The organism is Bacillus sp. FSL K6-0042 (assembly GCF_038006685.1).
Lineage (GTDB): Bacteria > Bacillota > Bacilli > Bacillales > Bacillaceae_G > Bacillus_A > Bacillus_A pseudomycoides.
Genome location: NZ_JBBOVS010000002.1, coordinates 1 through 14,841, shown reverse-complemented (window position 1 = coordinate 14,841; position 14,841 = coordinate 1). Strand labels below are relative to the sequence as shown.

Here is a 14,841-nt window from a genome sequence, read left to right as displayed (position 1 = left end):
GGACTGTCATTGATCAATTATCTAAAGATTTTACAGATGTATTTTAATGGTAACTCTCAGCGAACAATCAGTGCCTCTACAGGTCACTCAAGAACAACCATAGGAGAAGTAATTCAACGAGCGAATCAGAAGAACATCACGGAATTAACAAAAGAAATGGATAATCTTTGGTTATTTAACTACTTATTTCCTGAAAGACAAATTATAGAGAAAGGTTACTTTCCTATTAATTGGAAATACGTTCATAAAGAACTGATGAAGAAGAATGTAACTTTACACCTTCTGCATAAAGAGTATGAAACTAGCGCCAGAAACGCGAAGAAAATTCCCTATTCTTACAGTACATTCTGTAGAAGATATCGTTCTTATGCGAAAACCTATAAATTAACTATGCCCATAAAACGAAAACCAGGAGAACTAATGGAAGTAGATTGGGTAGGATCTTCTTTGAACCTGATTGATTGTGAAACAGGGCAAAATGAAAAAGTACACCTATTCATAGCGACTCTTCCGTACAGCCAATACTTCTATGTGGAAGGTTTTATGGATATGAAGATGGATAGTTGGCTTAGTGGTCACATTCACGCTTACGAATATTTCAATGGTGTAACTGATGCCTTGGTGTCAGATAATCTGAAAACCGGTGTCATCAAAGCTGATCGATTAGATCCTATCTTAAACGAAGCATACAGACAACTGGCTGATCATTATCATACAGTCATAGTACCAGCAAGAGTTCGGAAACCCAAAGATAAAGCCTCTGTAGAAGGAACAGTTGGGTTTGTATCCCGATATATTATCGCTTCTTTAAGAAACTATCAGTGTTTTTCCGTTGTAGAGTTAAACAATAGAATTCATGAAAAAATGGAAGAGATCAACAAAACTCCATTCCAAAAAAGAGCAGGTTCGAGAGAATCTGTTTTTCTTGAGGAAGAGCTTCCGTTTCTTCATCCGCTGCCGCAAAAACCATTTCAACTTTCTGAGTGGAAAACAGCTAAAGTTCAACTTAATTACCATGTTCAAGTAGATCGGATGTATTACTCCGTTCCATTTGAGTACGTTCAAGATAATGTAGAAATCCGCTTGTCCAAAGATCTAGTGGAAATCTATTATAAAGAGCTACGGATTGCCACTCACAAACGTTTATACAGCCCTCTAGGGCAACATTCAACCAACACGGCTCATATGCCTGAAAATCATCTAAAATATCTTGAACATACTCCCGAAAACTCTTTAACATGGGCAGATAACATTGGAGAAAACACGAGAAAATTGGTTGAGATTATTCTCGATTCTACTATCGAAAAAAAAGCTCTTCGATCTCTCTTGTCTCTTCAAAATACTTTGAAAAAACATTCAAAATCCGAGCTAGAAATAGCCTGTGAAACTGCCGTTTCAGTTGCCAGCAATCCAACGGTATCTTTAGTGAACACAATACTGAAACGAAATAGAGAAAAAACTGAAATAAGCTCCAGTGACGAAAACATTGGTCATGAAGTTTCGCAAGACTATGGCTTCACACGAGGAGCACGATACTTTGGGAGTGGGAAATCTGATGAATAGTGAAACGATTCGGAAATTATCCGAGATGAATTTAAAAGGAATAATTGAGTCTTATGAAGCTCAATCGGTCAATCCAGAATACAAGCAAATGTCATTTGAACAAAGATTTCAGCTATTAGTGGATTTCGAATATTCTAGGCGTCAATCTAATCGACTGCAGCGACTGATAAAATCAGCTTCCCTTAACGTTCCTACCGCTTGTGTAGAAGATATAGAATATCATCCAGATCGTCAATTAGATAAAGAACTAATCCTCGAATTAGCAACCTGTAATTACATTCGAGAAGCTCATAATGTCATTCTTATGGGAGCCTCTGGAAATGGTAAAACGTGGGTATCTAATGCTCTGGCCGTTCAGGCTTGCCGGCACTTCTATCGTGTTAAGTACATTCGATTGTCGGAGTTGCTTGATGAACTCACGGTAGCTAAAAACCAAGCAGACGGAAGCTTCCGAAAACTGATTACTAAGTATAAAAAAGTCGATCTATTAATTTTAGATGAATGGCTTCTAGTGGATTTAACCCTTGAGCAAGCTACTTATCTATTTGAAATAATTGAAGCTCGTATTAGAGTTTCTTCAACGATTTTATGTTCGCAATTTGCCCCTGAAGGATGGCACTCAAAACTTGGTCAAGCGCAATTGGCAGATGCCATACTTGATAGAATTGTTCATGACTCCTACAAAATCTTAATTGATGGAGAGGTATCTATGAGAGAACGTCATGGGCTGTCAAAATCAAAGAAAAAGTAAATGATAAGCAGGAAATAGTATCTACTGATGTAGAGACTATTCCCTGCTTTTTATAGTGGTTCATTATAAGATAATCGGTGGACTATAGAATGAAATTCACTGGTACAAAACTATAAATTACCGGCCCAATTCGATTAGAATATTCAACAGATTTTCATGTTTATGAAAAATGATACTAATAGAAGTAGGATCTATGAAAAAAACTAGGATATTACGCAAGCCTTTGAATTAAGTCGTATTTGGATTTTACAAATTGAGTTGGTCTTGTATAATCATTTAAAGGGATGATTATAAGTATAAATACTAGGATCTTGTAAAGGTGTAACGTAGAAAATTTCAAATAAAATATTCTAATTATCTTTCTTGTTATTTAGAAAGGGACATCATATAGCTAAGTATTTTCACGTTTAAATAACATTTATTAAATTTATATAAGGAGCAAAATATATATGGAAGACGTTCTACAATTGTTTAGAGATGCATTATCAATAACAGAACCAATTTATAAACAGAACGAGCCATTGTGGCGTAAATGGAATTCATACTATGTAGACGTTGAAGCAGATAATAGTAAAATTGTAACTTCAGAATACCTTTCTCCATCATTTTCAATGCTTGTACAGTGGGTGAAGCAGCAGCAAGGAAAAGGTATTTCAGCTTTAGATATATTTAAAAATATAGATACTTACAAGGTAAAAATTCATGAGACAATTAGTGTCTTTATAGCCCAAGAGTTTCGTAATGATGAAACAATTAATACTATAACAAATACACAAGTGATTGAACCTGATGCGAATATAGTGCCTGAAAATTATTTAGAAGTAAATAATTCCGCTGTTTATTATAAGTTAAGGGATGGGATAGCAAAGAATCAATTTGAGGAAGATGAAAATACAAAATTAAAATCATATCCCATTGAAACAAAAGATAGTAATGGAGTAGCACAGCTTTCCTCTCATAAAGATGAAGACCTAAGGTTAACGAATATTGAAGAAGCCGCAAGATGGAATACATTAGTAGATGGTGTAATGAGTAATATGGATGATTTAACAGCGGACGTATTAGATACCATCACAATTCAATGGCTAAATGAAGCAAACTCACCTGATGAATTTATTGATTTTTCATATGAACAAGTTTTAGAAATGTGCAGTATTTCAAAAGCAAAAGCAAGTGGTGTTGAATATTATAGAGTGGAAGATAAGATTAAGGTAGCTAAACGTATAGCGGCTCTAGCAAGTATTTTCATATACTTAAATGATGAGAATGAAGTAGTCGTACTAAATGATCGCGCTGAAACAGGTAAACATTATGAAGTAAAGCGTGAAGTAATTAAAAGGTTATTTGTATTAGATTCTGTAGTGCTTTGGAGAGATAAAAATACAAATGAATACATGGGTATAGAATCGTGCCGAATTAAACCGGGAAGTTTCTTATCCAGTTATCTATATGGATCTAATAGCACTACAGCACTATTATCAAAAAAGGCCCTTGAATATAATAGCTATAGACACAAATATCATAAAAGGTTAATTCGTTATTTGACATGGCAGTGGAGAATTCGTCAAATGTTTTCTAACTTAAAAAGGCCCTATTCTATAGGGGGAGATAAAGGGTTATTAGCGGTAATGGGCATAAACCAAAAGCAAAAGCCTAACCGTATTCGTGATCAACTAGAAAATGTTTTGATTGATTTAGAAAAAGAAGGTGTAATTTCCCATTGGGGATATGATAAAGGTTTAGATGAGGAACAATTGACGAAGAAGAATTGGTTTAAAAATTATTATTCACAGTTAGGAATAGTAATACTACCACCTAAAGAATTAATTCATTCAATGGAAAACTTAGCAAAAAAGAAGACTTTAGATGTAATACATGAGGAAAATCAACCAGTAAAAATTGAAGAAAAACCATTAGATATGAATGGAACCGAACAATTAATCAGGGATAGAATAGAATTTATGCATAGGAGAAAGAACATAACTATGCGAGAGCTCTCAGCAGAGATAGGCATATCACAGCCCACTCTTTCAAGATTCTATAATAAAAAAACAAAGCGTCTCTCTGGAACTGCGAGAGACAAATTAAACCAATGGTATAAAAGACAAATAATCCTCGATAAAATGTAAGTTAAAGCCAAAATTAGCATTAAAAAGAGTCCTAGAGTAGGACTCTTTTTAATGTAATTGTTGATAAGCAGTAATAACTATACATTCAAGTCCACGAAAGGCACTCTAATGAGTGCCTTTTCTTTTTTGAAAGTAAACTGTTGAATATTAGTTTACTTTCATTTTTTAAACACTAAACTTAAATATTTTACTTTTTTAATATTCAAGATTGCATATAATTTATAGTTTAATATTGTCCTCACTGTAACTACAATAGTTACAGTGAGGACAATATTAAAATTACAACATGAATGGATATGTTATAAAATGGGTATGAAAAAAATCATTTTAGCTGGTGCATTAGGAGTCGCAGCACTTGCAGGAACAAATTTACCAGGATTAGAAGCAACAAAAGCTAGTGCAGCTTCTATTGAATCAAATATATCAACAATTGAAGGGCGTGTAGTTGAGATTAGTAATAATGTTATTTTTGTAGAATCAAAACAATATACAGATCCTATCAGTATCAATTTTGATTCTACACCAAATGTAAAAATAGGAGATCAAGTAAAAGTTACTGGTACAATGATGCGTAATTTTACTGAATATATGATTGCAAATTCTATTGAAAATAAATCATTAACACCAGGAATGCATTTAAAAGAAAATGGTCGACCTGATTATGTAGTAGGAGAAATTAGTGAAAAAGGAAAAATTGATGAATACGTAGACACACCTATAGATTATGTACTTGTTAAATATCCTAAAATCAACGGTGGGGATGAGATTCTAGAAGTTTACTTAACACAAGGACAAAAGTTTAATGTTGGTGACAAAGTTAAAGTAAATAATATGGAATTTGCACAATGGGGTGGAAGTTCTATAAATTGGAACATAGAAAACAACATTGAAAAAATTAAAGAATTGAAAACTTCAAATCAAAATAATGATGATCAATGGATTTGGTCTTAATAAAACATTATCTATTTATTTTAGTTAATCGTTTGACCATTAACATTAGTATTACAAGAAAAAGAAGACTGAACTAGATTATGAACTCTCTAGTTCAGTCTTCTTTTTCTTGTATAAACGATTTATTAAATCAATAATCCAAGGATTAATAATAACTATTGTGAAAATAACTAAAATAGCAACAATATTTTGATTTGAAGATATATATGACATCAGTGGACCACGTACCACCCAAAAAAATATAAGAGCAAAAACTAAAGACCAAATATATTTCAGCATTAATTCGTCCACTTTTCTAATAAATATAGCACAATGAATTAGAAAATAATGTAAGACAAGCGAATTAAACTTTTTATTATTTGTTTACATTCAATACCCCGTAAATATTGACTTCATCCTAAATCCCTAGATATTCTCAAAATTCACAAGAAAAGTATACATTCAAAATACTGCAAGTTAAGAATTTATAATATAGATATAAAAATAAATAAATATTATTATATAATTAAACTAATGATTTGTTATTCATCTTTACGACACTATAAATAGGTCATGTATATAAAACTTACAATTCATAATTCTGCAGAAAGGAAGTATATCTTTTTGAATAAAAATAAACAAAGTGATGCAAAAACGGTAATTGGAATATCTATAGGAATGTGTTTGGGGACAACTTTCGGGTTGCTTATTAATAACCTTGCTCTTGGTATGATGATTGGTGTTGCTATTGGATTTGGAGTTTCTAAAATAAAGCAAAAGAAATAACATCTTTTATATTACACAACAGTAGTAGAATAATCCCTTACCTTTGAAGTGGTAAGGGGTTATTTTTATAAAATTTAGTTATCATAATCCCACTTATCAGAAGTCCATGTCTCTAGGCTTCTAGAGAAAGTCCCTTCAGAAGATGAAGGGACTTTTCGTTTTGGGGGTACTTCAAAATATTAGGTTGAGGGATATGGAGAAATATCTAATTATAGAAATAGGGATATTTCTCTATTTCTATAAAAGGAATTATAGTAATGATATCAGGACTATTTCATTGTAAGTCAGACAATCTTTAGGATTTTTTGCATTAGCAAATTTCAGTTCAGTATCCATGTTATCCAATTATAGGGCGTTATTTTTTGAATAAAACCTAGATTGTCAAACGACTTTATTGTCATTTGACAGATGTTTCGAACGAGAAAGCTCACTACGGTGCGACAGAGACTTCTTTAGGGATGGGAGTGTCAAATATACCACTCTAGCTCTTTTCCCAAAAAAAACATATCCCTATTTCTATATTTCTGATAACAAAATTAGGGATTTAGGGAAATATCTATTTATAGAAATAGGGAAATTTCTATATTATAAAGAGATTTATAGCGGTGATATTTGGTACATGCAATAGAATCAGCAATTTATATTTGTCTCATTAAAAAAATGTTTTAGACTATAGAAAAAAGTATTAGACTGTTAAAAAATAGTTGTAGACTGAAAAGGTGTTTTCTGTACACGAAGGCACCTTTAGTAAACATTATATTAAAGTGTCGCAAAATATTTAAAAGGTAGTGATTTTATTAATTATTATCAATTTCATCATCTTCAAATACAATAGTGAACTCACAGTTAAGAGAATTTAAAAGTGAATTTATATAATTGCTTGTCTTTTCTTGAGCGTAACCAGGGGAATATTTTTTTAATCTTACTTGTAATATCCAACTAGCTTCTTTAGGTTCTGTTGCAAAGTTGGAAAAAATATAGAGAGGTCTACAGATTGGAAATAGGCTTTAAGCAATCGCTACTAATTGCTGTAGTTCTTTGTACACTGAAAAGACGGAGTCTGATTCAAGACTTCGTCTTTGTTTATATATGGCCTGAATCGTTTCAATCCCTTTTATAGTTCGTGAAGCATGACGAAGATTTTGAAATCCTGCGGATTTGGCAAAACGTCTCTTTACATGCCTATGATCCTGTTCAATCAGGTTATTGAGATATTTAACGGTACAATGTTTTGTACGTACATAAAAGCCGTTTTTCTTCAGTTTTTTGAACGCACAAAGCAAGGCCGGAGCCTTGTCTGTAGTGAGAACTGTTGGTTTTCCAAAATGTTTTACTAATCTTTTCATAAAGGCATAGGCAGCCTGATGATCCCGTTTTTTACGAAGTTGAATATCCAATGTGTGTCCATCTTTATCAATTGCACGATAGAGATAACGCCATTCTCCCTTAACTTTGATATAAGTCTCATCCAAATGCCAAGATAAGCGTGCAGATTTATTTTTCACTTTCCAAATTTGATAGATGAGATTGCCATATTCATGAACCCATCGCATGATAGTTGTTGGGTGAACTGAAATACCACGTTCTTTCAGGATTTCAGATACATCGCGATAACTTAAAGAAAAACGGCAGTAGTAGCCGACAGCTACTAAAATAATATCTTTCTTGAATTATTTTCCTTTAAAATATCTCATGTCTGATTCTCCTAGATCCTGTTTTCTAGAGTGTAGCTTCATGTAGGAAACTTTGCAACAGAACCCTTCTTTATTATCGGGATATTTATAATTTGAATCTTCATCTCGATTTGGAAATAAGGCAATATATGTACCCATTTCTTTATTAAGATTAAAGTAAAAATATTTATACTTAAAGGGTAATTTGGATTCTAATAATGAAGGGTTTTTAATCTTTGAAATTGTCCGTTTATCGTTAGCTAAAAATTGTTTGAGATGCTTAATAATTACTTTCTCTTCTCTTCGTTCAGTTACTAATCCATATTCAGTGTTTGTTTTCATATTCAAGCTCATCCCCCATTTTATTTTGTGATATATTGTTATGAAGTGCTATAAATTCAAGTGTCATAATCTCATCATCCAAATAAAATATTCTCTAAGATAAAACCCCCTTAGATAATGAAGAAAGCCGCTCAGTTTTAGGCGGGTGTTAAAGATTTTCTATATAACTTTCTGCTATATCAATATCCTTTGTCATTTCTAACTCTGGAAATTTTTTATCTAATTTTCTTAAGCAATTAATAAATTCTTTACTTCGCACAATTTCTACTATATCTTCAAAAACTTCACTTATCCAATATAAATCTTCTTTACTACAATTCTCAAAATATTTTATAGTATTTTCCGCATTTTCTGAGAGAACTTCTATTATTTCATTCCAACTTTTTTGTATTCCATAATCATCATTTAAATTTAATTTTTTTCTTTTATCTAATATTACTTCCATTTTATTTTCTATATTCATATTAATCCTCCAAACTCTATCTACGGTTGTTGAGTAGCATCTGGGAAAATAGTCCCTATCTCTCCATCGGAGTTTATAAAGAGAACTTCGCCAATTGTTCATCCCATGAAGATACTTCAGTTTCAACAAATCCAGCCTTTTTATAAACAATTTTTGCTGAAAGATTTTTAGGATTATACCCAATCATAATTAGAGGAATGCTTCCCCCCTATACCGCTATACTTGATAACAAAGGTAGGGATATATAGAAATATCAACTTATAGAAATAGGGAAATTTCTATATTGTAAAGAAGATTAAAGCAGTGATATGTGATACATGTAATAGAATCATAGAATGAACGGATAATGCCGGTAGTAAACATTCTTAAGGCGATGGGCATGTGGCGGTGTCTCATATATTCGTTTAATAATTATTTCTATTACCTATATACCTAAATAATCTCACTTATCAGAAGTAGATTTTACTTTTAATCATTTCTAAAATCATATCTTTCATCTGGTACGTGTAACTTATGATTATTGATAATAACAGTATCTTCATCTTTCCATTCAATATTGGCTTGGTCTTCTCTGTAATTCCAATAAATGTTCTTTGTTTTAAGTATCTTTCGTTTATTAAAAACAAGTTCTCCTCTAACTGCAAAGCTAGTAGTCGCTCCACCATTTACAACATATGCTCTTAACGTATATGTACCATCTGGGGATTTAACTGTTTGAATCAATTCTCCTTCTGGAACACCTTGCAAACTAAAAAACTTCCAGTATCCCAATCCAACAACGGCTACTAATATAGAAAGCAATACAATTCTTACTTTCCTTTTAGTTCTTTTTATTTCCTTTTCAGCATTTATAGCATTCATTCAATCAACTCCATAATATTGAATATAAATCCATAAAAACAATATTATACCATTTTCATCACAAAGAATAAGCTATAAAAATAAAAAAACAGTTACACACTTTATTCATGTAATGTTAACATAACCTATCACTATCAGTAAGAATAGAAATGATAATTAAAAAGGTTAGAAGAACGAGATGAGAATCTCATGAAAACATTAAGGGAGCTTCAAGAGACAAAACGATTGATGAAGGAATATCATGAGGAAATTGCGGCGACGAGAGGGAAGAGAAAGTCGTGGAAGAAGTTCTGTTGATGATATTTTTTTAAACTACAAAATATAGAAATACCCCTATTTCTAAGTAGGGATATTTCTATATTTCTAAATCTCTGTTAATAATTTAAATTTCCTTTTCTGTTCAGGGGTTAATTGATTTTCTACATAATGATGTATAAGTAAATCAATTATTTCATGAGTATATTTTTTATTAGCGAGTTTCATTAGTGCCCCAAGCTCTTCCTTAGATTGACTAGAAATTTTAATACTGCCTTGTTGGTTTTTAAATTTCTTTTTCTCCGGTGTCAGCTCCTTCTTTTTCGCCTGCTGATTCACTTGTTCTTGTTCATTTATAGGTGAAAAAGTAGGAGTATCTTCGCCACTTTTTGTTACAACTGAATCCTCGTTTGGGATATAAGGATCTGTTGGGTCAAAATTGCTCTTTTTTCTGCCTAATAATCCAGGAGTTCTTGCCATGTTATACACCAACCTTCAGACTTTCAAAAATATTGATACGAGACAATAATTCATCACTAATCTTTTCGTATAGTTCTATTACATTTAAATCATGTCTATCATTTTCAGTAATACCGTTAACATCAAACCTTTTAATACGTTCCATCTGTGGAACGATATTTTTAAATAGGTTTTCTTCACCAAAAATTTCACGAGCATTTTCCATAATGTATTCATCCACTTTACCATTATTTTTTAATAGCACTGGAAGAATACCTACAACTTCAATATCAAGATTATATTGCTCTTTTAATTTTATTAGTTGGTTAATGTAGTTTTCTGCACCTGTAAGAGAACGTTCTTGTGTTTGTAAAGCTATAAGAACATAATCAGAAGCTACAACTGCATTTTTTGTGACTTCAATTGACATAGGTGGAACATCGATAAATATGTAATCATATTTATATTTTATTTTCTCAAGTAATCCCTTAAAATAGTAATCTTCTTCAGCTTCAGAAGAACAAGATTTATATAGAAATTTTGCGAAATCTTGAAAATCAACATAAGAAGGAATTAAATATAAATTTTCCATTATTTCAACTTCTAATCCATCTAAATTCCCCTCTTGAATTCCTTTCATTAATGTTTTTTCAACATTTATATTTTCGTCAGGATTAAGGATAGATTTCGTTAACATTAGAGACTTTGTTGCATTACTTTGAGGATCAAGGTCAACGAGTAAAGTTCGTTTCCCCTTTTTTGCGAATTCATAAGAGTTTAATACAGCATTAGTGGTTTTACCAACGCCCCCTTTGTAATTCCCAACAGTAATTGTAATAGCCATTTATACCACTCCATTTATCTTTTTAAAAAATTACCTATATCCCTATTTCTATATTTCGATAACTAAATATAGAAATAGGGATATATCCATGTATAGAAATAGGGATATTTCTATATTATAAAGAAAATTATAGCAAGGATATGTGGTACATGCAATAGAATCAGCTATTTATACCACTCCATTTATTTTTTAAAACCCCCCCCCTTATACCTCATACCCATATCACCATCAAGCTAAGAAAAGCAAATATCCTAGAACGAGAAAATTGGCATCTCCAGGTGGGAATGTACAGGTTGTTTTAGGAGCGTTATAAAAAAACTTTTCCATAATCAACGTTGTATGAGCTTAACCAGGTGGCAATGACCTATTTCAATATTTTTGATAGTAAAAGCAGGGACATAGGGAAATATCCACTTATAGAAATAGGGATATTTTGATATTGTAAAGATGATTATAGTAGTGATATGTGGTACATGCAGTAGAATCAGCAATTTATATTACTCCAGTAATTTTTCGAAATTTCCCCCTATACCTCCATTTCTGATAACAAAAGCAGAGATATTGTCTCATTAAAAAAATGTTTTAGACTATAGAAAAAAGCATTAGACTGTTAAAAAGTAGTTGTAGACTGATAAGGTGTTTTCTGTACATGAAAGTATTTTGTTAAGTGCCAAAAAGTTGTTTAATTTTCAATAAAGTAGTTTAAAAAATAATAGAGTTGTTTAATTCTTATTGGACTAACAGGAGGGTTAGTTAACTTGTGTTCAATAATTGGGCCGGTTTATTGAGAATCCCTCTCAAAGAGAGTTGGTTATTTATGTTAAAATATTGCGAGTGAAATCAGGTTCTTAACGATTTTATCAAGTATCAAGCAAAATAATTCAGAAACGAAGAAGGGACAGTGCTAACATGGAAAACGTATCAAATGTAGACAAATTGGAATCAATAAAATCTTTACAATCGACAATCAGTAAACTCGAAAATGCCTTGTCACAAATGACTCAGAAAGGCGCAAATACTACCTTAGTAAAGAAACGACTCAAAGCTATTTGTATCGGCTTAGCAATGCTCGAAAACGTTTGGAATCAAAGAACCTATCATTACACCCAGGAATATATAGCGGAAGCTCGCAATGTTCTTACTGATTTGCTTCCATCAATTGAGAACATTTATGATAAGTCAAAGGCTGGTAGTCCCCAAAGAACGCTTTTAGAAAGAAGAATAAAAGCGTTGAAACTAGCTATCCAAGGGATTGACAATTTTTCTAATAAATAACTTATCTAACTAAATAGAGTAACAGGCGCTTTAGTTTAATAGGAATTAAACAATTTTAAAGAGCCTTACTACAAAAAATGTAGCAAAGCTCTTATATTTTTATATCGAAAATAAATAACTTTATTGTCATTTGACAGATGTTCCGAACGAGAAAGCTCACTACGATACGACAGCGCCCGTTTTGGGGGGAGTGTCCAATCTACCAATCTAGTTACTTTCTAAAAGAATCCTTATATCTATATTTTGGATAACGAAATTAGATATATAGGGAAACATCTAATTATAGAAATAGGGATATTTCCCTATTTCTATAGAAGGTTATAGCAGTGATATGTGGTACATGCAATAGAATCTGTCATTTATACCACTCCATTTATTTTTTGAAAAATTTCTTATAGCCCTTTATCTCATGCCCATCAAGCTAAGAAAAGCAAATATCCTAAAACGAGAGAATTGACATCTGCAGGTGGACTGTACAATTTTTTTTGTTTAGGGGCGTTATAAAAAAGAAACAAGCTTTCCTATAATCGATGTTGCATGAGCGTAACTTGATGGCAATGATCTATCTCAATATTTTTGATAGCAAAGGTAGGAAAGTAGGGAAATATCCACTTATAGAAATAGGGATATTTTTATATTGTAAAGAGATTTATAGCAGTGATATTTAGTACATGCAATAAAATCAGCTGTGGATTTGAAATAAAGTCGCATCGATTAGAAAAAAAGATGTACCGTTTTGAAAAAAGATTAACTATTTATAAAAAATGCATAGTTGTATCCTTTTGTTTTACACATACCAGGAATAACAAGCACTAATCTCAATGGCTGCAGAAAATCTATGAATTTTTATATCCTCATTATTTTCTATTGTATGCAGTGGGTTATCCTCAAAAGATGGAAAATCCCCTAATTTTGCATTACAATGTTTGCAATGATTTAAATAATATTCTCCGCCCATCTTTGTAGAATCTAGATAATAGTTATTTGTGATTTTTTTCATGTTTTGTAATGCATTACGACTGATACAATCTACATAGGTTAATAGTGTGAAAAATTGAATAGGCTCCCAAAAAAATGAACAGTCTTCATCATCTTCGTTTTCAAATTCTAATGAAATGTATCCGCTGGGAAAACAATAAGCAAAAATAGGAGTTTGTTTCCCACATCTCCAGCATGCTCTATGTAATTCTATAATCCAAAATTCAGATGATTGTGCAGTATAAATCCATTTCGAAAAAGGCTTTGTTTCTTTGTAGGTTTTTGCAAAGATGTACCATGTCTTATTCTTCATGTCCCATTTTCCACCAAGGTCTTTTACTGTTTCCTTCTGAGCGTAAGGCACACACAGATTAATTCGTGGCAAGTTAATTCCCCCCAGAAAATTTTATTTTAATCCACTTCAGATCAATTATAACTAAAAATTCTAACTATTTAATTGTAACACTTTCCATAATTTGGAATAATGTGTATTACAAGATAGATCTTTATAACAATGAATATATAAAATAATGATCATACAAGATTTAAGTTAAAGTGATATAATCGCTTATCGCCAAAAACATTTATTAAACGTAGAAACTTCTCTTTTTCTTAAGAATATCTTCATATCAAATTAGACTACCTACGATATCATTCAATACAGGCTCCATTCAATATTCATTCACATCCAATCTCAAAATTGAACTCTTGGAATTTATTTATACAAATATACAAGCTCAAAGTTCAAAAATATAGAAATTCAAATTGTAACATTTGAATTTTGAACGAAATGGGGAATTGAGATATGTTTGATTTATTACAAACTTATACTGCACTATATAAACGGAAGGAACTTGAAAAGGAATATTCTGATTTAGTTGCTTCTGAAAAACCACGTAATGTTATTTCTTCATATTGGACTTTGGGAGTTTTGGGGATTATTGGTTTAATTTTTATTGTTTTAGTTCTTGGATCAGAGTTTTTTCAAACTATATCTACAACTTCTTTATTAGGAAGTATTTTTTATGCTATTGGGTATATTATTTGTAATAGCACTTATTGTATTAGCACTAATCTTATTTGTAGTAGGTATACTTGTAAAACTCTTAAATTATATTTTTGGACTGTTTATTCGAAGAACTACAGCACATCGATTAAAATTAAATGAAATATTGTATAAAAAGAAGGTCCTTCAAGATAAATATAATGAACTAAATCATGTGTTGGTAAATTCATATGTTCCAGCAGAATTTCAAGACTTGGGAATTTTAGAGTTTTTAAATAAAGTGATTAAGCAGAGGAGAGCAAGTACAATACCAGAGGCAATTAATCTTTATGTAGCTGAAATGCATCACCAAGAACAGTTAAATAAAATCACTGCATTAGAGGCTCAATCAAATAAAAAAATTAAGGTATTAGAACAAGATTTAGCAAAAGTCCATAAAGCAGCAAAAAAAGCTCAGAAAACGGCAGATTCAGCCTTTTTCATTTCTATATTGAAGTAAACAAAAAGACCTTCAGGATTGCACCTA

15 protein-coding genes and 2 pseudogenes are annotated in these 14,841 nt (G+C 31.6%); 8 read left to right on the top strand and 9 right to left on the bottom strand.

Annotation, left to right across the window (positions count from 1 at the left end; translation table 11 throughout):
- The first annotated feature begins 9 nt into the window (after nt 1–9).
- The 4 genes from istA to MHH45_RS25675 all read left to right on the top strand — a co-directional run bounded on the left by istA (nt 10) and on the right by MHH45_RS25675 (nt 5,394).
- Nucleotides 10–1,563, top strand: coding sequence for an IS21 family transposase (gene istA / locus MHH45_RS25690; protein ID WP_088094533.1), 1,554 nt, complete (start codon nt 10–12; stop codon nt 1,561–1,563).
- Nucleotides 1,553–2,314: an IS21-like element helper ATPase IstB gene (gene istB / locus MHH45_RS25685; protein WP_088094545.1), complete on the top strand. Its 762-nt coding sequence runs from the start codon at nt 1,553–1,555 to the stop codon at nt 2,312–2,314. Before istA ends, istB begins: the two co-directional genes overlap by 11 nt.
- Nucleotides 2,315–2,763: 449 nt before the next feature.
- The gene (locus tag MHH45_RS25680) at nt 2,764–4,443 is read left to right on the top strand and encodes a helix-turn-helix domain-containing protein (protein WP_088094534.1); all 1,680 of its coding nucleotides are present in this window, start codon (nt 2,764–2,766) and stop codon (nt 4,441–4,443) included.
- A gap of 306 nt (nt 4,444–4,749) precedes the next feature.
- Nucleotides 4,750–5,394, top strand: coding sequence for an ATP F0F1 synthase subunit alpha (locus MHH45_RS25675; protein WP_088094535.1), 645 nt, complete (start codon nt 4,750–4,752; stop codon nt 5,392–5,394).
- A 78-nt stretch (nt 5,395–5,472) separates the two neighbouring features.
- Here the strand turns inward: MHH45_RS25675 and MHH45_RS25670 are convergent, their stop codons facing one another.
- Complete coding sequence (locus MHH45_RS25670) at nt 5,473–5,673, bottom strand: hypothetical protein (protein WP_088094536.1); 201 nt, start codon at nt 5,671–5,673, stop codon at nt 5,473–5,475.
- A gap of 324 nt (nt 5,674–5,997) precedes the next feature.
- Here MHH45_RS25670 and MHH45_RS25665 point away from each other — a divergent pair, with 324 nt between their 5' ends.
- The gene (locus MHH45_RS25665) at nt 5,998–6,159 is read left to right on the top strand and encodes a hypothetical protein (protein ID WP_167332935.1); all 162 of its coding nucleotides are present in this window, start codon (nt 5,998–6,000) and stop codon (nt 6,157–6,159) included.
- A gap of 1,007 nt (nt 6,160–7,166) precedes the next feature.
- Here MHH45_RS25665 and MHH45_RS25660 read toward each other — a convergent pair.
- The 5 genes and pseudogenes from MHH45_RS25660 to MHH45_RS25640 form a co-directional block, all read right to left on the bottom strand.
- Nucleotides 7,167–7,817 (bottom strand): IS6 family transposase, encoded by a 651-nt coding sequence (locus MHH45_RS25660; RefSeq protein ID WP_249922732.1) that lies wholly within the window; start codon nt 7,815–7,817, stop codon nt 7,167–7,169.
- Between the two features lie 12 nt (nt 7,818–7,829).
- Nucleotides 7,830–8,174 carry a hypothetical protein gene (locus MHH45_RS25655; protein WP_249922733.1) on the bottom strand — a complete coding sequence of 115 codons (345 nt, stop codon included), beginning with the start codon at nt 8,172–8,174 and terminating at the stop codon, nt 7,830–7,832.
- A 148-nt stretch (nt 8,175–8,322) separates the two neighbouring features.
- Nucleotides 8,323–8,637: a hypothetical protein gene (locus tag MHH45_RS25650; RefSeq protein ID WP_088094537.1), complete on the bottom strand. Its 315-nt coding sequence runs from the start codon at nt 8,635–8,637 to the stop codon at nt 8,323–8,325.
- Between the two features lie 73 nt (nt 8,638–8,710).
- Nucleotides 8,711–8,839 (bottom strand): annotated as a pseudogene (locus MHH45_RS25645) (GNAT family N-acetyltransferase); the annotation flags it as partial.
- A 266-nt stretch (nt 8,840–9,105) separates the two neighbouring features.
- Entirely contained in the window at nt 9,106–9,498 is a 393-nt protein-coding gene (locus MHH45_RS25640; RefSeq protein WP_088094538.1) for a DUF5412 domain-containing protein, read from the bottom strand.
- Between the two features lie 159 nt (nt 9,499–9,657).
- Between MHH45_RS25640 and MHH45_RS25635 the strand changes: the two are divergent.
- A pseudogene (locus tag MHH45_RS25635) lies at nt 9,658–9,795 on the top strand (DUF3967 domain-containing protein); the annotation flags it as partial.
- A gap of 66 nt (nt 9,796–9,861) precedes the next feature.
- Here the strand turns inward: MHH45_RS25635 and MHH45_RS25630 are convergent.
- Nucleotides 9,862–10,233, bottom strand: a complete 372-nt coding sequence (locus tag MHH45_RS25630; RefSeq protein WP_088094540.1) for a hypothetical protein — start codon at nt 10,231–10,233, stop codon at nt 9,862–9,864.
- Nucleotide 10,234: 1 nt separating this feature from the next.
- Nucleotides 10,235–11,056: a ParA family protein gene (locus MHH45_RS25625; RefSeq protein WP_088094541.1), complete on the bottom strand. Its 822-nt coding sequence runs from the start codon at nt 11,054–11,056 to the stop codon at nt 10,235–10,237.
- Nucleotides 11,057–11,965: 909 nt separating this feature from the next.
- On the opposite strand from MHH45_RS25625, the gene MHH45_RS25620 reads away from it, so the two are divergent.
- Nucleotides 11,966–12,331: a hypothetical protein gene (locus MHH45_RS25620; protein ID WP_088094542.1), complete on the top strand. Its 366-nt coding sequence runs from the start codon at nt 11,966–11,968 to the stop codon at nt 12,329–12,331.
- Between the two features lie 787 nt (nt 12,332–13,118).
- On the opposite strand, the gene MHH45_RS25615 is transcribed toward MHH45_RS25620, so the two are convergent.
- Nucleotides 13,119–13,694, bottom strand: coding sequence for a DUF5710 domain-containing protein (locus MHH45_RS25615; protein WP_088094543.1), 576 nt, complete (start codon nt 13,692–13,694; stop codon nt 13,119–13,121).
- 640 nt (nt 13,695–14,334) lie between these two features.
- Here MHH45_RS25615 and MHH45_RS25610 point away from each other — a divergent pair.
- Nucleotides 14,335–14,814: a hypothetical protein gene (locus MHH45_RS25610; RefSeq protein WP_088094544.1), complete on the top strand. Its 480-nt coding sequence runs from the start codon at nt 14,335–14,337 to the stop codon at nt 14,812–14,814.
- Nucleotides 14,815–14,841 lie beyond the last annotated feature (27 nt).